This window comes from Pseudomonas sp. PDM02, assembly GCF_014852285.1.
In the GTDB taxonomy this organism is placed as follows: domain Bacteria; phylum Pseudomonadota; class Gammaproteobacteria; order Pseudomonadales; family Pseudomonadaceae; genus Aquipseudomonas; species Aquipseudomonas migulae.
Window position 1 is genome coordinate 296,007 of the sequence record NZ_JACVBL010000003.1, and the last position, 19,183, is coordinate 315,189.

The following is a 19,183-nucleotide window of genomic DNA, read 5'->3' on the forward strand; positions in this document are numbered from 1 at the left end:
AAAAGTCATGCTGAATCGAGACTCTATTGATTGATATTGTAGATTTTGCGGCGAGCAACCTCGCCTTCATCAGAGAATGCTACCAGTGAATCCTCTGCTTTTCGCGAATTGAAGGCTTCAGGTTCAAACATTGGTAGTAAAGCTGACAATTCCTCAACTGAAGACCCCACGATAAATTCTCGGGCCAGCTTGGTTGTCATGGCATTTGTTTGCTCAAATAAACTCCGGGTGCCGCTTATGACTTCAAAGGACTGCTTGCCAGGTGTTTTCGGAGGGATGCCCACCATTAGAAGATTAGGCGCCAATGGTATTGTCAAAAGTTGGGTGTTGGTTCTGTGTAAGGTCATATCAAAAAGCGGCCTGTCGCCTATAATCAACTTTACTTCAGAGTTTATTAAAAAACTGAAGTCCCACCCTTCAAACTGAGAAATTTTTTTCTCATAGAGCGTTTTGAAATACTGCACAACCTCATAGCAAGCTTCGTTTGCAGTAAGGTCAGGTTTCAGCTTTAAGAACAGCTTTTCCTTTAACCCATACTCATAGCTGCTACGGAATCCGAGGGCGACTGCAGCACCAATCAACCCTGAAAACTCACCTTGGCTGATAGCTGAGTCTCCACTTCTGATTTTCTGGGTTACGCTGGCCAAATAGTTCTCTCCTTTAGAAAACCAGTCCTCCAACGACTCATCACGGTGACCGCCAGCATTCTCCCGATCATCCACCGGAACGTATCGCCAATCAGTGATTGCGAATCCGGCTTCTCTGCCCACATGCTTCCTCACCTCCGCGCTACTGCACGCAAGCAATAAGTGATGGGGATCACCTTCTTCATCAAGTAGCCAGTTTTTAAGAATGGCTTTGGGCACTGTATGATTGCGTCGCTTAGCAGGCTTACCAGCTTCGTTCGTTTTGATTACATCCATGTCATCACCTAAACTGAGTTAGAAGAATAATCGTCTATTATAAGCCACGAGATCATTCAGGCTACTTGAAAGATTTTCAAGTAGCGAACCAGTTGCGCGAGATCGAGGGAAAAGCTCATAGTAATCAGCGCGGACCTTGCAGCCTACAGCTTAGATGCCTTCCTGGTATGCAGCGCTTGTGTTTTCGCCACTCCAAGTCGTCCCAACGGCTCCAGCGCCGGGGCGTAGGATATCAAAGTTTTCGTGACTCAAAAGGAAATTTGTATGATCACTAGAGAAGAAGTAGAAGTCGCCAAAGCTCTATGGGAAGAAGCTAGGATCACTCACGCACTGTCGATTTCAGGGCTTGGCCTATTAAAGCAAAACGCGACCGCAATAATTCATAGCGTTATCGCTTTAGGCTTCAGCCAGGTGGTAGCCGTTAAGGAGTTTGAGAAATACGAAGCTGCCCAACAAACGACGGTGAAAAGTAGCCTCGAAGCGATGAGCGCTCGCGAGGAAGAGTATGCCAAGGCTGACAGAGCTTACAAAGTTCAAAAGTAGAGTTCAGCGCCCATGCAAATCTTGGCAAGTTTCAGAATTTAGCAATCAGAACGTGCTAAAATTAAAAGTCGCAGCTTAATGAGTGCGGCTTTTTGGTATCTACTTACCTACAATTTCTGAGCAAGTCCAACAAGCCGAGGCGCTTGCAGTTGATTACGCCAGCTAGAATTTAATATTGATGTGGACTCACGCATATAACGCTGAAGAGCTTAATGCCGGAAACCCGATGACTTTTTAATTTCGCCTTGCTCGCACCTAAATCCAGAGCATCTGGCGAAGCGCCTACCCACCCTCTGGCAAAAAATTAAACCATCGAGACATTTCGCGAAACGAAATTAAAACCACATCAAGACCCGGCTAGCATAACAAAATTTAAAGGCAATATTATCCGCGAGCACTACCTGCGGGCATATAAATTTGTTATGATTTTAGCTGCAGGCCTTTACCCGGTCTAAAGTTTTTATTCATCAGCTCTTATAAGGTGCATAGAGTGGCAGCGCAATGTATTTTCTGTGGGAACTCGCCAGAATCAAGGACAAAAGAGCACATTTATCCGCAGTGGCTGCTAAAAATGACTGGCTTCCACTCTAAGGACACGAGCGTTGGTACGAACTGGGTCACGGGGAAGGAGATTATCTTCCCCGGTAAGAATTACACATTTCCAGCGTGTGACACCTGCAACAATAACTTTAGCGGCTTAGAAGGACGAGTTAAAGGAATCATCGAACGACTGAGTGAGGACGAAAGCGTCACTGGAGAGGAACTGGAAATTTTGCTCGACTGGTTCGACAAATTAAGAGCTGGCAATATCGGTACTGCAATTTCATCGGTTTTCCGTCACGCACTGGGCGTCGCTCGCTCTGAATATAGCGCTCGTAGACCTCATACAACTGTGTCGAGATACCTACGGTCCGCCCGTGTGTTTTCAGTGCAGGCTCTTCAGCGCGCGGATCTCCGGGGTCATGTTCGCGGTCATTGATGCTGAGATAAGCTTGCTGAGAACCCTGATTGATATCGGTGGTGTAGAGCTTCAGAAGCTCTCCGCGGCGGATACCAGTCTCCAGCAGCAATTCAATCATTAGCCAATTGCGCAACTGCAGTCGTTCCGGAAACGGATTCTCCGCAGCGCCCGGGACAATGAATGTGCGAATGATCTGGAGTTGCGTATCTGTCAGGCTGCGGTAACGAGTGCGGCCGGGACGAACATAGATGATATGGCTCTCAAAGCGCCGCTCAATGACGTCGGCGACATCTGCAAATACAACTTCGATGTTAGCCAGGGTGGTTGAGTTCTGACGGGCGCGCGGAATGTAACGGGTGACGCACCAGGACAGGTATTGCTTCAGCAACCGCAGGTACTGGTCACGGGTACGCGGATCGATCTGCGGCAAAGGTGTCGTTTCAGCTTTGACGATACGGGCGACCAGGTTGTCGGCTAGACGGCCGCTTTGGAGCGAGATGGCGTAACCGTCCAGTAAAGCCAGAATCGCCTCGAAGTGGCAGGCCAAGATGGCCTCATCGATATCCAGATCTCGGCTTTTGACATAGCTATAGAAAGCCTGGATCGCTCGCAGATGCGCTGCCGCCGTATTGTAAGCGCGGTGCCTGAGTTTGAGTTGGACGTAGATGAACGGAACGAGTATGGGCAACGGAGCCGCATTACCAGCTTGCACGAGCAGCGGTACACGCTGACCTGAAGAGAAGCGACCTTGAATCAGCTTCATCGGCAGCCACCTCATTCAATGGTTCACCATGAACACAAAGGATATGGCCCGTTTAAAGAGTGGACGTCAGAAGTGGGTTTGTCGAATCAGTGCCTTACGAGGCTCATGAACATTTCTAACATGGCCTCTGGTTTAACATAATATACATTACACGTAACAATGTGTTTCGAGATCAGCCCGGTTGCACGCAGATTTTGAAGCACCGATTCCCCCTCGATCCTCAATCTCTCGTCAGTTGCTCAATCAGCGCTCCATGCTCTGGAAATTCTTCGCTGAGCTTTTTCCTGTCGCCCATTTCCATGTCCGCAAAATGAAACTCTGGTGTTACCGCTTCACTGATCAAACCGAATCCCGTCGATCCCTTCATCAACCGCGAAGCTTTCCAGATGCCGCCTGGTACAAGCAGCTGCAAACATTCTCCGGCCAAAACGTCGCTGCCCATCACGACAGTTTTTAATGTGCCGTCCGGGAAAATCAGGCTGTACTCAATCGCGTCGCCCAAGTGGTAGTAATGCATGATGTCGGATCGGTTCAGGTGAAACTGGCCGACGGGCGAATCTGTGGTCAACAGGTAATAGATGGAGCTCATCGTGTAACGTGGACCACCAATCGTCTCGACCAAAGGCTGTTGATCAGCCTGATAGGTTCTTCGGTAGTAGCCACCTTCGAGATGCGGTTCAAGGTTAAGCGCGGTCACGAGTGCTTCACTGTTTAGCTGCAATGGCTGCTCCGAATGCCATGATGGCAAATAGCTATACTAAATAGCCCTTTAGTTAAGTTAATCAATAATCACACTGCACTGGTGTTCACCACTCGCGCGGTTCGAATGAACAATGCGCGCACTTTTTCCCAGAAGTTTCCCCCCAGTACAAAAAAGCTGCCGATCAACATCAAGTCGCCCAACGCCTGGAGCTGCCAGATGTTGGGCCTGAGTCCGGGCCAGATACTGTCTACATAGGGTTCCAGAAATGCCGAAATCAGCGGCAGACAAAACATCACGACACCGATCCAATGACGCCATGGCCCAACTTCGGTGTCGGTTGCCGGTGCCAGTTTAGACACGTAACCAAATACAGTGCTTTTAAGCTGCTGAAACCCCGCCTTGCCCATGACAGCAATGACGATAATCAACAGCACTTTGTTACTGATAAACAGGACGCCGGTCAGCGCGGCGATTTTGGAACCCGGCATGTCGGTTGCCGCCATGATCGGCACCAACAGCCAGGAGCCGAGCATCAGACAAATGATCGCGATGCCCAGTTTGAATCGCCATCCAGCGGTATGGGGTGCATTCATGGCTGTCGTACCTGTTAAAAGGGTCAGATGTTTGGACAGCTTAGCAGTCAGTTGATCATTTGGACGTCTATGCTCCTGTGAACTTCCTTGGCTGGAAAACATGCATGCATCTGACGCGATCGGGACAACTGTTGCTGCTGGGTGTGCTCGGCTTGAGTGGCTGCGTACGTCTGGGGCCGGATTTTCAGTCGCCAAAGCCCACGTGGATCGAGCACTGGAGCTCCCCTGCCCTTGAGCAATCCAGTCAACGCAGCCTGAACCCGGATTTGCGTCAGTGGTGGCAAGTCTTCGGTGATCCCGTCCTCGATCGTCTGATTGCCGAAGCGGATACGAACAATTCGGATCTGAAAATCGCTGGTCTACGGGTCATGGAGGCTCGTGCGCAATTGGGGATTGCCCAAAGCGGACGCTATCCGCAACTGCAGCAAGCCAGCGCCGACAGTCTGTACTTCAACCGCCGACAATCCGGCGGGAACAATCCTCAGGACAGCCATTTCTGGCAGCACAGTGCCGGGTTCGACATTGGCTGGGAGCTGGATTTCTGGGGGCGTTTCAGCCGAGCGATCGAGTCGGCCGATGCCAGTTACTTCGCCGCCCATGCCAACTATGAAGACGTGCTCGTGCTGCTGCGCGCGCAGCTGGCGGATACGTACTTCTTGTTGCGCACCACCGAGGCACGCTTGCGGGTTGCAAGGGAAAACGCCAAACAGCAAAAGCGTAATTTCGAGATCACCGAAAAGCTGTTCAACAGCGGCCAACAAGCCGAACTCGACTTGCAGCAAGCCAGGACACAATACCTGGGCACCCTGAGCACCATCCCCAGCTTCGAGGATCAGTTGCTGCGCACGCGCAATGCGTTGGCGGTATTGATTGGCCAGCCGCCCGGTGCGCTACCGCAACTCATCGACAATGAAGGACTGATCCCGCTGGTCGACCGCGCCGTGCTGCAGGACGTCCCGGCCAATCTGCTGCTGCGACGCCCCGATGTACGCGCTGCTGAACTGAATGTCGCGGCCCAGTCGGCCTTGATCGGTGTGGCCGAAAGCGATTTCTACCCGTCGCTGACCTTATTGGGCAGCATCGTCTGGTCGGCCGACACGCTCAATGGCACCTCGAGAAGTCTGGACCTGATCGGTGGCCCCAGCCTGCGCTGGAACCTGTTCGACCATGGCCAGATCAGCAACAACGTGCGCGTGCAGGATGCGCGGTTGCAGCAGTTGATCGAGGCTTACCGCGACAAGGTTCGCCAGGCGGCTCGCGAGGCAGATGACGCCGCCAATGGGCTGATCAAATCCCTGGAGCGCGAAAGCATCCTGCGTGAGGCTGAAGTCGCCGCCAAACGTTCGTTGGTGCTGGCGAGCGCCCAGTATCGCGAAGGCTATTCCGACTTTCAGCGGGTGCTGGACGCGCAACGCGCATTGCTGGAGCAACAGGACAATTACCTGGTCAGCCGCAGCAATGCCGTGAGCAATGTGATCGCGCTGTATAAGGCGCTGGGCGGCGGTTGGTACAGCGCCCAGCCGATCGTTGATCCGGCCACCCGCCAGGACATGAAAAAACGCACGGACTGGGGCGATTTACTGGATGAGCCCGCAGCCGCCAAAAAAGGTAACGGACCATGAGTGATGCCGCGCAACCCTCCCCTGAGGCGCCCTCCTCCAAGGCGCCGGAACCGCCTGCCGACCCGGCGAAAAAAGGGCTCAAGTGGGTGCTGCTATTGATCCTCCTGAGCCTGGCCTGGTACCTGTTGGCCGACCGCTACACGCCTTATACGCAACAGGCTCGGGTCGGTGCTTTCGTCATTCCGGTGGCCGCGGAAGTGGCCGGTCGGGTCATTCGCGTCAACGTGCGCAACAATCAGGACGTGAAGGCGGGAGACGTGCTGTTCGAGGTCGATCCTCAGCCTTATCAGATCGCCGTCGATCGTGCGCGCGCAGACCTTGAGTCGACACGTCGCCAGATCGGCGCCAGTACCGCCGGCATTGCCTCGGCCCAGGCCAATTTGCGCGCTGCACAAGCCAACGAACTCAAGGCTCGCCAGGACAATCAGCGCCTTGAAGGTTTGTACCGCGATGACCCCGGGACCATTTCCGTGCGCCTGCTCGAAGTGTCTCGGGCCAACCGCGAACAAGCGGTCAGCCAGGTCGCCGCTGCCCGTGCCGAAGTCCAGCGCGCGCGTGAACAGGAAGGTGGCAGCGAGGAAGAGAACGCCTTGCTGCGCAGCGCAGCCACCGCGTTGTCGAAAGCCGAACTGGATCTGGCCAATACGCAGATTCGTGCGCGTTCGGCCGGTTTGATCACCGACCTGCGCACTGACGCCGGGCAGTTCGCTGCCGTTGGCACTCCGGTGATGACGCTGATCGCGATCCACGATGTCTGGATCAGCGCGGACATGACCGAAAACAACCTCGGCCGGGTCAGGGTCGATACGCCGGTGGCAATCGTTCTGGATGCGCTGCCGGGCGAGGTGTTCGACGGGCGCGTGCGCAGTGTCGGTTACGGCGTCAGTGTCGGTCAGACGCCGCCGCCCGGTACGTTGCCCACTGTGCAAAACAGCCGTGACTGGCTGCGCCCGGCGCAACGCTTTCCGGTGATCATCGAGTTTTCCGAAGACTCGATGGCCAAACTGCAAGACAGTCGCGCCATTCGTACCGGTGGTCAGGCTGAAGTCATGGCGTTCCCCACCGAGGGCAATCCGTTGAATCCACTCGGCCGCTTGTTTGTGGGCCTGATGAGCTGGCTGTCGTATGCCTACTGAGCGCACGCCCCGGGAGCAGCGCGCATTGCGCCTGGCCACCGGCACCGCGATGTGTCTGGCGGCCAGTTTCGGTTTGGGATTGCCGATTCCGTTCATCGCGCCGGTGCTGGCGTTGTTGCTGCTCGCCAGCGTCAATCGTCCGCTGCCGTTTAAGGCTGGACTGGCGCTTGCGCTGATCGCAATGTTGACCACTGGTGTCGGCCTGTTGCTGATTCCGATCCTGCGTTATTACCCGGTCAGCGGCGTACTGTTGATCGGCGTGTGCCTGTTTATGGTGTTTCGTTTTGGGCTGCGCGGCGGCAACAATTTGATCGTCACGTTCCTGGTGATCGGCCTGACCATGATTTCCTCGGCCGGTGTCGCCGAGTTCGACCTCGCGGCGACGGTCATCGGGGCGCTGGTCAAAGGATTGCTGCTGGCCGTGATGGTGGTCGGGCTGAGTCATTGGCTGTTTCCTGAGCCTGCCAACGCGCCGTCGCCGCCAGTCGCGCCGCCGATGCCGGCCGAAGAAGTCAGCCGCGTGGCGCTGCGTGCAACCCTGATTGTGCTGCCGGCGTTTTTACTGGCATTGATCGATCCGGCAAGCTATCTGCCGATCATCCTGAAGGCGGTCGGCCTGGGTCAGCAGAGTTCCACCACAGCCCGCAACGCCGGTCGCGAACTGGTCGGTTCGACCCTGCTCGCCGGTGTGCTGGCGGTGCTGTTCTGGAGTGCACTCAGCCTGTTTGTGCACCTCTGGATGTTTTTCCTGTGGATGCTGCTGTTCGGTCTGATCATTGCGCGCAAGCTCTACGCGCTGAGCCCGACAAGTTTAACCCCGGGGTTCTGGCTCAACAGCCTGATCACGATGATCATTCTGCTGGGCCAGTCGGTGCAGGACAGCATCGCAGGCAAGGACGTCTACACCGCGTTCGCCGTGCGCATGGGACTGTTCATTCTGGTGACGCTGTATGCCTGCCTGATGGTGTATCTGCTGGATCAGCGACCGCCAAAACACGCTCAGGGATTGACCTGATACCCCTTACCTTGCAGGCAACTGGTATAGGCCGTCGAGCTGGTCGAAGCGGCGGTTTTCTGCTGCGCCCGGCGCTCCTGGCGTTGACGCGAGCCACCGACCACCGCGCCTGCCGCCGCCGTCTCTTTGGCGCGATTCTGCCGATAATCCTGCGTTACATCATCATCGACGCGGTCATAAAACTCGTCGTGCTGGCGCCCGCGAACCTGAGCTCCAGCGGCTCCTGCAGCGGCACCGACCGCCGCGCCTTTCAGGCGGCCACCGGATGTTGGCTGCGTCGATGAACTCTGACTGGCGGCCACGTTGTGGCACTCATTGATGTCCAGCTGTGTCTGTTGCGAGTTCTGCCCTTTCATCGGCACAACCGTTTCTGCCCGACTCTGAGTAGCGACAACCGACAGCGCGAGACACAGGCCAATGCAAGACAACCTGTTCATGAAAACCTCCTGGCATTTTTCTCAGCCATCAAGAGTGTAGATCACCCCCGCTCCCCCTCTTCCGACGGGTGACTGACGGCCCTCACTACACAGCGGTTTCGGAGTCATGCACGCCGAGAATTTGTGCGCCCTGTAATGATATGTTTATTTTCACGCAGTTGCATTATGAAATAAAACGTGTCAATTATAGCTGCACACATTTCAGGGACTGCGACATCGCCAGATCGGACGGCTTCTACCCGGACCACCCAAACGCCCCTTCAAGGAGTCAACAAAATGAACAAAAGAGCACTTCTAGGCGCCATGGCACTGTGCGCAACAAGCTTCCTGGCGCATGCCGACGAAGACAGCCTGCGTATCGGTATCGAAGCCGCTTACCCTCCCTTCTCCTTCAAGACACCGGAGGGCAACGTCAGCGGTTTCGACTACGACATCGGCAATGCCCTGTGCGAAGAAATGAAGATCAAATGCGAGTGGGTCATCCAGGAGTTCGACGGCATGATCCCGTCACTCAAAGTGCGCAAGATCGACGCCGTGCTGTCGTCGATGTCGATTACCGAAGACCGGATGAAGTCGGTCGACTTCAGCAAAAAGTACTACCACACGCCGGGCAAGTTCGCGATGAAGGCCGGCAACGTGATCAACGACCCGCTGATTGATCTCAAAGGCAAGAAAGTCGGCGTGCAACGCGCCTCGACTTACGACCGTTTCGCCACCGAACAACTGGCGGAACGCGGGATCGAGGTGGTGCGCTATTCCTCGCAGAATGAAGCGTTCCTGGACCTGGCATCGGGCCGTCTGGACGCGACGCTGGCCGACATCGTCAACACCAACGAAAGCTTTATCAAAACCGCGGCGGGCAAGGATTTCACCCTGGTGGGGCCGGACATCAACGACCCGAAATACTTCGGTCGGGGCGCCGGGATCGCGGTGCGTAAAGGTGACAGTGCCAACGTTGCCCGCCTGAGTGCCGCCATTGACGCCATCCGCGAAAATGGCAAGTACCAGCAAGTGATGAGCAAGTACTTCGCGTTCGATATCTACGGCGAATAAGCCTTCACCCGCCACTCTGGCGCCGGCCCCCGGGAAGGCGTCGCTTTGGGCTTGTTTGCGCGCCTCACCGCGCTCGCTTGAGGAACTTCATCATGCTTCACGGCTACGGATCGAGCATTCTCGATGGCGCCTGGCTGACCGTTAACCTGGCCCTGACTTCCATGGCCATGGCGATAGCATTGGGTCTGCTGGGAGCGGCCTTTCGTTTGTCGCCACTGAAATGGCTGGCGATGCTGGGCGAAAGTTATACCACCCTGATTCGGGGCATTCCCGACCTGGTGTTGATCCTGCTGATTTTCTACGGCGGCCAGGATCTGGTGAATCGCGTCGCTCTTGCGCTCGGTTACACCCGCTATATCGATATCAATCCCTTTATCGCCGGTGTCTGCACCATGGGTTTCATTTTTGGTGCCTACCTGTCGGAGACCTTTCGCGGTGCCTTTATGGCGATCCCTAAAGGCCAGGCCGAGGCTGGTGCCGCTTATGGCATGAGGGGCACGCAAGTGTTCTGGCGAATTCTGGTGCCGCAGATGATTCGATTCGCCCTTCCCGGCTTCACCAACAACTGGCTGGTGCTGACCAAATCCACCGCGCTGATCTCGGTCATCGGCTTGCAGGACATGATGTTCAAAGCCAAGAACGCTGCGGACGCCACCCACCAGCCGTTTACCTTTTTCCTCGCGGTGGCGGCGCTCTATCTGATGCTGACCAGCCTGTCATTGCTGGTGCTGCGCTATCTGGAAAAACACTACTCGGTCGGCATCAAAGCCGCCGAACTGTGAGGGGGAGCAACCAATGATGCTCGACTACAACCTGATCTGGGAAAACCTGCCGCTGTATTTCAACGGCATCCTGGTGACGCTGAAAGTGCTGCTGATTTCCCTGGCCTTCGGCCTGGTCCTGGCCGTTCCGCTGGCGTTGATGCGGGTGTCTCGATCGCCGCTGATCAACTTTCCGGCCTGGCTTTACACCTACGTGATCCGCGGCACGCCCATGCTGGTGCAGTTGTTCCTGATTTATTACGGCCTGGCGCAGTTCGAATCGGTACGCCAAAGCGCGCTCTGGCCCTACCTGTCCAGTGCCACTTTTTGCGCGTGCCTGGCCTTCGCGATCAACACCAGTGCCTACAGCGCGGAGTTGCTGGCCGGCAGTTTGAAGGCCACGGCTCACGGCGAGATCGAAGCGGCCAAAGCCATGGGCATGTCGCGCGTGACCTTGTACCGCCGCATTCTGCTGCCGTCGGCCTTGCGCCGGGCGCTGCCGCAGTACAGCAACGAAGTGCTGATGATGCTGCAAACCACCAGCCTGGCGTCGATCGTCACGCTGGTGGATATCACTGGGGCCGCGCGAACAGTCAGTTCGCGGTTCTACCTGCCGTTCGAGGCGTTCATCACTGCCGGCCTTATCTACCTGGCCCTGACCTTCATCCTGGTTCGTCTGTTCAAGTTGGCCGAGCGCCGCTGGCTGGCATACCTGGCACCGCGCAAGCATTAAGGAGCTGTTATGGAGCACATTGAATACCTGTTGCCGTGGAGTGCTTCGGGCACCGAGCGGCGCCTGTCACTGTTTCGCTTTGGCAGCGGGCCGCGCAAGGCTTACATCCAGGCCTCCCTGCATGCCGACGAGTTGCCGGGGATGCGCGTGGCGGTGGAACTCAAACGTCGTCTGCGGGTCCTGGAAGAGCAAGGTCGCCTGAACGGGGTCGTCGAGTTGGTGCCGATGTCCAACCCCATCGGCATCGCCCAGATGTTCCAGGCGACCCACCAAGGTCGCTTCGAGTTCTCCAGCGGCAAGAATTTCAATCGTGATTTTCCCGAGTTGACCGAAGCCGTGGCCGCATTGGTGAAAGGCCAACTGGGCGCCGACGCTGACGTCAACACCGCGCTGATCCGTCGCGCCATGGCCGATGTCCTCGCCGACATACCGCCAGCCACTTCGGAACTCGATGGCCTGCGTCGCCTGCTGTTGCAGCATGCGTGTGACGCCGACGTGGTGCTGGACCTGCACTGCGACTTCGAATCAATCATGCTGCTTTATGCCATGCCGCAACACTGGCCACGCTTGCGCTCATTGGCCGCACGCCTGGGCGCCGGTGCCGCCCTGCTGGCCGAAGATGCTGGCGGCAGCGCCTTCGATGAAGCCTGTGCGATCCCTTGGTTACGCCTGGCCGAGCTGTTTCCCGAAGCGGCTATCCCGATGGCGTGCGTGGCCACGACCATCGAATTGCGTGGCATGGCCGACACCGAGCGCGAGCAATGTGTCGACAGCGCGGAGGCCATTCTCGGCTATCTCGCCGAACAAGGCCTGATCAGCGGTGACTGGCCCCAGGCCCCGATATCCGCTTGTGAAGCAACGCCATTCGCCGGGACGCAATACGCCTACGCGCCGCACCCTGGTGTGGTGAGTTTCCTGCAACCGCTGGGCGCCCGGGTCAAGGTTGGCGATCCACTGTTTGAAGTGCTTGACCCGCTGAACGATCGCCACAGCATCGTGCGCGCCAGCACCGACGGCATCCTTTATGCCCGCGAACGTCTGCGTTTTGCCCAGCCCGGTTTGTGGCTGGCCAAAGTCGCCGGCACCCGCCTGATTCGCCAGGGCCGCTTACTCAGCGACTGACACCAGAGAGTGAACAGAATGTACAAACTTGAAATCCAGAACCTGCACAAAAGCTACGGCACCCACGAAGTGCTCAAGGGCGTATCCCTGGAAGCGAAAGCGGGCGACGTCATCAGCATCATCGGTTCCAGCGGCTCAGGCAAAAGCACCTTCCTGCGCTGCATCAACCTGCTGGAACAGCCGAACGCGGGCAATATCGTGCTCAATGGCGAGCAGCTCAAACTGGTGAACAACAAACTCGGTGGCCTGAAGGCTGCCGAACCCCGGCAGTTGCAGCGCATGCGTTCGCGACTGTCGATGGTGTTTCAGCACTTCAATCTCTGGTCGCACATGAGTGCCCTTGAAAACGTCATGGAAGCCCCGGTGCATGTGCAGGGGCTGGGCAAGAAAGAAGCGCGGGAAAAGGCCGAGCATTACTTGAACAAAGTTGGCGTGGCGCACCGCATGAACGCGTGGCCGGCGCATATGTCGGGTGGCGAGCAGCAGCGCGTGGCGATCGCACGTGCGTTGGCCATGGAACCGGAAGTGATGCTGTTTGATGAACCGACGTCGGCACTCGACCCCGAGCTGGTCGGCGAGGTGCTGAAGGTCATGCAGGACCTCGCTCAGGAAGGCCGCACCATGGTGGTGGTGACCCACGAAATGGGTTTTGCCCGGGAAGTCTCCAATCAACTGGTGTTCCTGCATAAGGGCCTGGTCGAAGAGCGCGGTGATCCGCGTGAGGTGCTGGTAAAACCACAGTCCGAACGGCTGCAACAGTTTTTGGCCGGCAGCTTGAAGTAATCCGCGCGTTTGCGTCACCGACCCTCGCCCTTGCGCTGCACGCCGAGGGCCGGCTTCGGATACACTCGCGCCAACCTCATGCCAGGCCTTCTCTAATTCTCAGGAAATGTTGAGCCGGATATGCCGACCCCATCGAAAGACACCACGGTCTATGCCGCGCCGGTCATGCGCAAACTGGCGGAAACCGTCTCCGAGTTGCCGCCGTCACTGCGCAAGGTGGCCGACTTTATTCTGCGCCACCCGCTGAAGGCGGCGACGCTGACCATTGAAGAGATGGCTCACGTCACGTCCACCTCGCCCGCAGCGGTAAACCGCCTGGCCAAAGCCCTGAACCTCGGCGGCTACACCGGCATGAAGGCCGAGCTGGTGGCGACGTTGCAGCAAATGGTCTCCCCCGTCGACAAGCTGCGCAACGAACTGGCGCATCGCCCCGACGGCGCGTTTGGGCTGCAGGAACAAATCCAGAGCGCCACCAGTAACCTGGCGACGGCGGCGACCAACAACCATGAAGACACGTTTGAAGCGTTCGTCACCAGCCTGATCAACGCACGCAAAATCTACATTCTGGGGTTTGGCAACAGCGTCTATTTTGCCGGCCTCGCCGCCTCGACCCTGATGCCGTTCTGTGCGGACGCCACCGCCATCAGCATGGAGGGCGGTAACGAAAACGCCGCTTACCGTCTGGCCGCCATTACCGACCAGGACGTCTTGCTGGCGATTGCCCTGCCGCGTTACTCGCTCGACACCCTGCAACTCGCCCGTTTCGCCCATGAACGCGGGGCCAAGGTGCTGGCAATCACCGATTCGCCTGCATCGCCGCTGACCAGCGTTGCCGATCACGTTCTGTTCGCCCCGGCCGATCACCCGGTCATGACCAGTTCCAACATCGCCGTACTCGCCTTGATCGAAGGGTTGGTCGCAGGGGTGATGGCGCGCAACAAGGAAGCCGTCAAACTGGCGACCGAGTTGACCGAAAGCGTCATGGCTTACCTGCACATCCCCGGCAGCACTAAATCACCCAAAGCAACCAAGCCACGCTGAGCAGTGATCGGCTCAGCGGCTTGATGCCCGGCCGGTTTTACGCGCAAGGGTCTGACTGGGAAGCTCTTTGAACAACGCTCGGTAGCTGCTGGAAAACCGCCCCAAATGCCAGAACGACCACTGCATCGCCACTTCGGCCACGGTGGTTTCCATAGGCGAGCGATTGAGCAGTTCGCGGTGGGCGCTGTTGAGTCGGCGCAGACGCAGCCAATGAGTCGGCGTCATGCCGGTGTACGCCTTGAACGCGTGCTGCAACTGACGCAATGACACCCCGGCAACCCGGGAAAGCTCCAGCAGGTTCAGGGTTTCTTCCGGGGAATCGGCCGCCCATTCACCAATGCGCTTCATCACCGCCCGCTCTTCAGCGCGGCGCTGCAAACCGCCGCGATCCAGGCAGACCGAGGCGTTGTCGAGGATGTACAGGCAGTCTTCCAGCAACTGCTCGGTCAAGGCCTCTTTGCTCGGCGGATCGAGGGTTTGCGCCAACCGGGTCAGAGTCCCGCTCAGCCAGCGACTGAACAGCGCGTTCTGCCCCGAATTCAGCGGCGCCATGAACAAACCTTCGAGCCTGGCGACATTCAGACCGTGACGCTGAACGAACTCCGGCCCGAACACCACGGCGATTTCCTGGTAGTTCTCCGGCGTGATCCAGATGTTGCGGCTTTCTTCATTCAGCACGTACAGCGCGTTGTCACTGCGATCGAAACAGAACGCCAGTGCACCCTCGGGTGCGCTGAAATTCTGCTCGACCCGGGTGTTCATGTGTTCTTCGTAAATCTCTACGCCCTGCAGGTCGAGGTAACGCACCCGCCCGGCGAAATGCCCCGGCGACATCTGCTGGTAATGCTGGACCCAGCCGGGGGTGGCGCGGATTTGCTCGGCGACATCGGCGGTATCGAACGCTTGGACCTGTAATGGATTGCACGCTGTCATGGGTGACCTTACGCACTCGTTTGGTGCGTTTTGGTGCTGCTGAAAGTGGATAGATGGAACGTCAAGGCTCGCCCAAGATAGTCGTCAACGCGTCCCAGGGGAAGTGTGTGGCGGATGAAACCACCCTCCCCGGCGTTAATAAAACCAATAACGAGGTCTTTATGAATGTCCCTTTCGATCAGCTGCTCACGTGGCTGAAAGATCACAAGATTACCGAAGTCGAGTGTGTCGTCAGCGACCTGACCGGCATTGCACGCGGCAAAATTGCGCCCACCAACAAGTTCCTGCATGAGCGAGGCATGCGCCTGCCGGAAAGTGTGCTGTTGCAAACGGTAACCGGGGACTTTGTCGACGACGACATCTACTACGACCTGCTCGACCCGGCCGACATCGACATGGTGTGCAAGCCGGTTTCCGATGCGGTGTACGTGATCCCATGGGCCATTGAGCCCACCGCAATCGTGATCCACGACACCTTCGACAAGTTCGGCAACCCGATTGAACTGTCGCCGCGCAACGTGCTGAAGAAAGTCTTGCAGTTGTACACCGACAAAGGCTGGAGGCCGATTGTCGCGCCGGAAATGGAGTTTTATCTGACCCAGCGCTGCGAAGACCCGGACTTGCCGCTCAAGGCGCCGATGGGCCGTTCGGGCCGTGCGGAAAGTGGTCGTCAGTCGTTTTCCATCGACGCCGCCAACGAGTTCGACCCGCTGTTTGAAGACGTCTACGACTGGTGCGAATTGCAAGGCCTGGACCTCGACACGCTGATCCACGAAGACGGCCCGGCGCAGATGGAAATCAATTTCCGTCATGGCGACGCGCTGGACCTGGCCGACCAGATCACCGTGTTCAAACGCACCATGCGCGAGGCAGCGCTCAAGCACAATGTTGCGGCGACGTTCATGGCCAAGCCGATTGGCGACGAGCCGGGCAGCGCCATGCACATCCACCAGAGTGTGGTGGACATCGCCACCGGCCAGCCGATCTTCGCCAATGCCGACGGGCAGATGAGCGAGCTGTTCCTGCATTACATCGGCGGCCTGCAGAAATACATCCCCAAAGTGCTGCCGATGTTTGCGCCCAACGTGAACTCGTTCCGCCGTTTCCTGCCGGACACCTCGGCGCCGGTGAACGTCGAGTGGGGTGAGGAAAACCGTACCGTAGGCCTGCGTGTGCCGACCTCCAGTCCCGAGGCGATGCGCGTGGAAAACCGCTTGCCCGGCGCCGATGCCAACCCGTATCTGGCCATCGCCGCCAGCCTGTTGTGCGGTTACCTCGGCATGGTCGAACGCATCGAGCCGAGCGCTGCGGTACAGGGCCGGGCCTACGAACGACGCAACCTGCGCCTGCCAATCACCATCGAAGACGCGCTGACGCAGATGGAAGAATGCGAAACCATCGAGCGTTATCTGGGCAGCAAGTTTGTCCGCGGTTATGTCGCGGTCAAGCGAGCGGAGCACGAGAACTTCAAGCGCGTGATCAGCTCCTGGGAGCGGGAGTTTTTGCTTCTTAGCGTCTGAAAACCACACGAGATCACACATTCGTGTAGGAGCGAGGCTTGCCCGCGAAGAGTCCAGCACATTCAACATCGCCGTTGGCTGGCAGTCCGCCTTCGCGGGCAAGCCTCGCTCCTACAAGAATCCAACAACTCCAAAGGTGTCGATATGCGTCTATTGAAATCCGTGGTCCCGGTCGCGCTGGCCCTGCTGTTCAGCGCTGTTGCCCAGGCTCAACCACAGGTCAGCGTCTACAACTGGACCGATTACATCGGCGAAACTACCCTCGCCGACTTTCAGGCCAAATCCGGAATCAAGGTGATCTACGACGTTTTCGATTCCAACGAAACCCTGGAGGGCAAACTGCTCGCCGGTCGTACCGGGTATGACGTGGTGGTGCCGTCCAACCACTTCCTCGCGCGCCAGGTGAAGGCCGGCGCGTTCCTCAAGCTGGATCGCGCACAGCTGCCAAACTTCAAGAACCTCGACCCGAAACTGCTGGCGCTACTGGAGAAAAACGATCCGGGCAACGAGCATTCGGTGCCTTACCTGTGGGGCACCAATGGCATCGGCTACAACGTCGACAAGGTCAAGCAAGTGCTGGGCATCGATCACATCGACTCCTGGGCCGTGCTGTTCGAACCGGAAAATATCAAGAAGCTCAGCCAGTGTGGCGTGTCGATGATGGACTCGGCGGATGAAGTCTTCCCCGCGATCCTCAACTACATGGGCATGGACCCTCGCAGCGAAAATCCCGAGGACTACAAGAAGGCCGAAGCCAAGTTGCTGAGCATCCGGCCTTACATCACTTACTTCCACTCATCCAAGTACGTGTCGGACCTGGCCAACGGCGACATCTGCGTGGCGTTCGGTTATTCCGGCGACGTGTTCCAGGCTGCCAACCGCGCCAAGGAAGCCAAGAACGGCGTGAACATCGCCTACGCGATTCCGAAGGAAGGCAGCAACCTGTGGTTCGATTTGCTGGCGATTCCTGCCGACGCCAGCAACACGAAAGAGGCGCACGCCTTCATCAACTACCTGCTCGACCCACAAGTGATCGCCAAGGTCAGCGCCTCGGTCGGTTACGCCAACCCCAACCCGGCCGCCAAGCAATTCATGGACCCTGAGTTGGTGAACAATCCCGAGGTTTACCCGCCTCAGGAAGTGCTCGACAAACTCTACATCTCGACCACCCCGCCCCAGGCGATCATGCGGCTGATGACCCGTTCCTGGAGCAAAGTGAAGTCCAACAAATGAATCAGTACAACCTCGAACATGCACGTTCATATTACGCGGCATCGGCCCATACGCTGACGCCCTTCCCTGCGCTGGAAGAGGACCTTGTCGCCGATGTCTGCGTGATCGGCGGCGGGTTTACCGGGGTCAACACGGCCATCGAACTGGCCCAGCGCGGGCTCTCGGTGATTTTGTTGGAAGCCCGGCGGATCGGCTGGGGCGCCAGCGGGCGCAACGGTGGCCAGTTGATCCGCGGCATTGGCCATGACGTCAGCGGTTTCGCCCGGCACATCGGTGTAGAAGGCGTGCGTTACCTGGAGCGCGCGGGGACCGAATCGGTCGAGCTGGTGGGCAAGCGCATCCGCGAGCACGGCATCGATTGCGACCTGCGCTGGGGTTTTTGCGAACTGGCCAACACCAAGGCACAGTTCGCGGCGTTCAAGGCTGAGCAGGAAGGCCTTGTCGAGTCGGGTTACGCCCATGAAACGCGATTGGTCGGGCCGGAGCAGATCCGTGAACACGTAGTGAATTCAGGCGTGTATGCCGGTGGCCTGGTGGACATGGGTTCGGGGCATTTGCACCCGCTCAATCTGGTGCTCGGCGAAGCGCGACTGGCGCGATCGCTTGGGGTGCAGATCTTCGAACAGAGCCCGGTGCTGGAGTTGATTCATGGCAATACCGTGCAGGTGCGTTGTGCCGGGGGCACGGTGCGCGCCGGCAGCCTGGTGCTGGCGTGTAACGCGCACCTGGACGAACTCGAACCGAAGCTCAGCGGCAAGGTGCTTCCGGCGGGCAGCTACATCATCGCCACCGAGCCGTTGGCGCCTGACGTCGCAACGCAGTTGATCCCGCAGAACCTGGCACTGTGCGACCAGAAAGTCGGCCTGGATTACTACCGGCTTTCGGCGGACCGGCGTTTGCTGTTCGGCGGTGCCTGCCATTATTCCGGGCGTGATCCGGCAGACATCGCCGCCTACATGCGCCCGCAAATGCTCAAGGTGTTCCCGCAGCTGGCCGATGTGCGCATTGATTATCAATGGGGCGGCAAGATTGGTATCACCGCCAATCGCTTCCCGCAGGTCGGGCGCTTGAGTCAGCATCCGAACGTGTTCTACGCACAGGGTTATTCCGGTCACGGCCTGAACGTGACCCATTGGTGCGCCAAACTGCTGGGCGAAGCGATTCATGCCGGGCACAGCCAAGGCTTTGACGTATTCAGCGCCGTGCCCCACATGACCTTCCCCGGCGGCCCGAAGCTGCGCTCACCGCTGCTGGCCCTCGGCATGTTCTGGTATCGCCTGCGCGAAGTCCTAGGCTAAAACACCCACC

The 19,183-nt window shown here is 57.8% G+C and carries 18 protein-coding genes and 1 pseudogene; 13 read left to right on the forward strand and 6 right to left on the reverse strand.

Annotation, left to right across the window (positions count from 1 at the left end; all coding sequences use genetic code 11):
* Positions 1–23 precede the first annotated feature (23 nt).
* Complete coding sequence (locus tag IB245_RS07685) at positions 24–923, reverse strand: DUF4238 domain-containing protein (protein WP_192227198.1); 900 nt, start codon at positions 921–923, stop codon at positions 24–26.
* Positions 924–1,187: 264 nt separating this feature from the next.
* Between IB245_RS07685 and IB245_RS07690 the strand changes: the two genes are divergently transcribed.
* On the forward strand, positions 1,188–1,466 hold the full coding sequence (locus tag IB245_RS07690) for a hypothetical protein (protein ID WP_192227199.1): 279 nt from the start codon (positions 1,188–1,190) through the stop codon (positions 1,464–1,466).
* Positions 1,467–2,272: 806 nt separating this feature from the next.
* Here the strand turns inward: IB245_RS07690 and IB245_RS07695 are convergent.
* The 3 genes and pseudogenes from IB245_RS07695 to IB245_RS07705 form a co-directional block, all read right to left on the reverse strand.
* Positions 2,273–3,190, reverse strand: a pseudogene (locus tag IB245_RS07695) (site-specific integrase); the annotation flags it as partial.
* Between the two features lie 220 nt (positions 3,191–3,410).
* On the reverse strand, positions 3,411–3,911 hold the full coding sequence (locus tag IB245_RS07700) for a cupin domain-containing protein (RefSeq protein WP_192227200.1): 501 nt from the start codon (positions 3,909–3,911) through the stop codon (positions 3,411–3,413).
* 68 nt (positions 3,912–3,979) lie between these two features.
* The gene (locus IB245_RS07705; protein WP_008041543.1) at positions 3,980–4,486 is read right to left on the reverse strand and encodes a transporter suffix domain-containing protein; all 507 of its coding nucleotides are present in this window, start codon (positions 4,484–4,486) and stop codon (positions 3,980–3,982) included.
* Positions 4,487–4,590: 104 nt separating this feature from the next.
* On the opposite strand from IB245_RS07705, the gene IB245_RS07710 reads away from it, so the two are divergent.
* The 3 genes from IB245_RS07710 to IB245_RS07720 are packed head-to-tail and all read left to right on the forward strand — an operon-like array spanning position 4,591 to position 8,259.
* Complete coding sequence (locus IB245_RS07710) at positions 4,591–6,108, forward strand: efflux transporter outer membrane subunit (RefSeq protein ID WP_192227201.1); 1,518 nt, start codon at positions 4,591–4,593, stop codon at positions 6,106–6,108.
* Positions 6,105–7,244, forward strand: a complete 1,140-nt coding sequence (locus IB245_RS07715) for an HlyD family secretion protein (protein ID WP_192227202.1) — start codon at positions 6,105–6,107, stop codon at positions 7,242–7,244. The genes IB245_RS07710 and IB245_RS07715 overlap by 4 nt, the downstream gene beginning before the upstream one ends.
* Positions 7,234–8,259 carry a DUF2955 domain-containing protein gene (locus IB245_RS07720; RefSeq protein ID WP_192227203.1) on the forward strand — a complete coding sequence of 342 codons (1,026 nt, stop codon included), beginning with the start codon at positions 7,234–7,236 and terminating at the stop codon, positions 8,257–8,259. Before IB245_RS07715 ends, IB245_RS07720 begins: the two co-directional genes overlap by 11 nt.
* Here the strand turns inward: IB245_RS07720 and IB245_RS07725 are convergent.
* On the reverse strand, positions 8,244–8,696 hold the full coding sequence (locus tag IB245_RS07725; protein WP_192227204.1) for a YMGG-like glycine zipper-containing protein: 453 nt from the start codon (positions 8,694–8,696) through the stop codon (positions 8,244–8,246). The two genes, IB245_RS07720 and IB245_RS07725, sit on opposite strands and share 16 nt — an antisense overlap.
* Before the next feature lie 276 nt (positions 8,697–8,972).
* Here IB245_RS07725 and IB245_RS07730 point away from each other — a divergent pair, with 276 nt between their 5' ends.
* The 6 genes from IB245_RS07730 to IB245_RS07755 all read left to right on the forward strand — a co-directional run bounded on the left by IB245_RS07730 (position 8,973) and on the right by IB245_RS07755 (position 14,189).
* A complete protein-coding gene (locus tag IB245_RS07730) occupies positions 8,973–9,749 on the forward strand; it encodes an ABC transporter substrate-binding protein (RefSeq protein ID WP_192227205.1) in 777 nt (258 codons plus the stop codon).
* A 92-nt stretch (positions 9,750–9,841) separates the two neighbouring features.
* The gene (locus IB245_RS07735) at positions 9,842–10,531 is read left to right on the forward strand and encodes an ABC transporter permease (RefSeq protein ID WP_008041551.1); all 690 of its coding nucleotides are present in this window, start codon (positions 9,842–9,844) and stop codon (positions 10,529–10,531) included.
* 13 nt (positions 10,532–10,544) lie between these two features.
* On the forward strand, positions 10,545–11,243 hold the full coding sequence (locus tag IB245_RS07740; RefSeq protein WP_008026413.1) for an ABC transporter permease: 699 nt from the start codon (positions 10,545–10,547) through the stop codon (positions 11,241–11,243).
* A gap of 9 nt (positions 11,244–11,252) precedes the next feature.
* Positions 11,253–12,365: a succinylglutamate desuccinylase/aspartoacylase family protein gene (locus tag IB245_RS07745; RefSeq protein WP_008026414.1), complete on the forward strand. Its 1,113-nt coding sequence runs from the start codon at positions 11,253–11,255 to the stop codon at positions 12,363–12,365.
* A gap of 18 nt (positions 12,366–12,383) precedes the next feature.
* The gene (locus IB245_RS07750) at positions 12,384–13,148 is read left to right on the forward strand and encodes an ABC transporter ATP-binding protein (protein ID WP_008026415.1); all 765 of its coding nucleotides are present in this window, start codon (positions 12,384–12,386) and stop codon (positions 13,146–13,148) included.
* A gap of 120 nt (positions 13,149–13,268) precedes the next feature.
* Positions 13,269–14,189 carry a MurR/RpiR family transcriptional regulator gene (locus tag IB245_RS07755; RefSeq protein WP_008041565.1) on the forward strand — a complete coding sequence of 307 codons (921 nt, stop codon included), beginning with the start codon at positions 13,269–13,271 and terminating at the stop codon, positions 14,187–14,189.
* A 12-nt stretch (positions 14,190–14,201) separates the two neighbouring features.
* On the opposite strand, the gene IB245_RS07760 is transcribed toward IB245_RS07755, so the two are convergent.
* A complete protein-coding gene (locus IB245_RS07760) occupies positions 14,202–15,122 on the reverse strand; it encodes a helix-turn-helix domain-containing protein (protein ID WP_192227206.1) in 921 nt (306 codons plus the stop codon).
* A 161-nt stretch (positions 15,123–15,283) separates the two neighbouring features.
* Here IB245_RS07760 and IB245_RS07765 point away from each other — a divergent pair, with 161 nt between their 5' ends.
* From IB245_RS07765 to IB245_RS07775, 3 genes are all read left to right on the forward strand, one after another.
* Positions 15,284–16,642, forward strand: a complete 1,359-nt coding sequence (locus IB245_RS07765) for a glutamine synthetase family protein (RefSeq protein ID WP_192227207.1) — start codon at positions 15,284–15,286, stop codon at positions 16,640–16,642.
* Between the two features lie 144 nt (positions 16,643–16,786).
* Positions 16,787–17,875, forward strand: coding sequence for a polyamine ABC transporter substrate-binding protein (locus tag IB245_RS07770; protein ID WP_008026423.1), 1,089 nt, complete (start codon positions 16,787–16,789; stop codon positions 17,873–17,875).
* Positions 17,872–19,173, forward strand: coding sequence for an NAD(P)/FAD-dependent oxidoreductase (locus IB245_RS07775; RefSeq protein WP_192227208.1), 1,302 nt, complete (start codon positions 17,872–17,874; stop codon positions 19,171–19,173). The genes IB245_RS07770 and IB245_RS07775 overlap by 4 nt, the downstream gene beginning before the upstream one ends.
* The last annotated feature ends 10 nt before the right edge of the window (positions 19,174–19,183 follow it).

Excerpts from the sequence above, each read along its gene's own strand:
- IB245_RS07770 (WP_008026423.1), top strand. The coding sequence starts at position 16,787 with ATGCGTCTATTGAAATCCGTGGTCCCGGTCGCGCTGGCCCTGCTGTTC.
- IB245_RS07710 (WP_192227201.1), top strand. The coding sequence starts at position 4,591 with ATGCATCTGACGCGATCGGGACAACTGTTGCTGCTGGGTGTGCTCGGC.
- IB245_RS07735 (WP_008041551.1), top strand. The coding sequence starts at position 9,842 with ATGCTTCACGGCTACGGATCGAGCATTCTCGATGGCGCCTGGCTGACC.
- IB245_RS07750 (WP_008026415.1), top strand. The coding sequence starts at position 12,384 with ATGTACAAACTTGAAATCCAGAACCTGCACAAAAGCTACGGCACCCAC.
- IB245_RS07690 (WP_192227199.1), top strand. The coding sequence starts at position 1,188 with ATGATCACTAGAGAAGAAGTAGAAGTCGCCAAAGCTCTATGGGAAGAA.
- IB245_RS07705 (WP_008041543.1), bottom strand. The coding sequence starts at position 4,486 with ATGAATGCACCCCATACCGCTGGATGGCGATTCAAACTGGGCATCGCG.
- IB245_RS07730 (WP_192227205.1), top strand. The coding sequence starts at position 8,973 with ATGAACAAAAGAGCACTTCTAGGCGCCATGGCACTGTGCGCAACAAGC.
- IB245_RS07725 (WP_192227204.1), bottom strand. The coding sequence starts at position 8,696 with ATGAACAGGTTGTCTTGCATTGGCCTGTGTCTCGCGCTGTCGGTTGTC.
- IB245_RS07775 (WP_192227208.1), top strand. The coding sequence starts at position 17,872 with ATGAATCAGTACAACCTCGAACATGCACGTTCATATTACGCGGCATCG.
- IB245_RS07755 (WP_008041565.1), top strand. The coding sequence starts at position 13,269 with ATGCCGACCCCATCGAAAGACACCACGGTCTATGCCGCGCCGGTCATG.
- IB245_RS07720 (WP_192227203.1), top strand. The coding sequence starts at position 7,234 with ATGCCTACTGAGCGCACGCCCCGGGAGCAGCGCGCATTGCGCCTGGCC.
- IB245_RS07715 (WP_192227202.1), top strand. The coding sequence starts at position 6,105 with ATGAGTGATGCCGCGCAACCCTCCCCTGAGGCGCCCTCCTCCAAGGCG.
- IB245_RS07740 (WP_008026413.1), top strand. The coding sequence starts at position 10,545 with ATGATGCTCGACTACAACCTGATCTGGGAAAACCTGCCGCTGTATTTC.
- IB245_RS07760 (WP_192227206.1), bottom strand. The coding sequence starts at position 15,122 with ATGACAGCGTGCAATCCATTACAGGTCCAAGCGTTCGATACCGCCGAT.
- IB245_RS07745 (WP_008026414.1), top strand. The coding sequence starts at position 11,253 with ATGGAGCACATTGAATACCTGTTGCCGTGGAGTGCTTCGGGCACCGAG.
- IB245_RS07685 (WP_192227198.1), bottom strand. The coding sequence starts at position 923 with ATGGATGTAATCAAAACGAACGAAGCTGGTAAGCCTGCTAAGCGACGC.
- IB245_RS07765 (WP_192227207.1), top strand. The coding sequence starts at position 15,284 with ATGAATGTCCCTTTCGATCAGCTGCTCACGTGGCTGAAAGATCACAAG.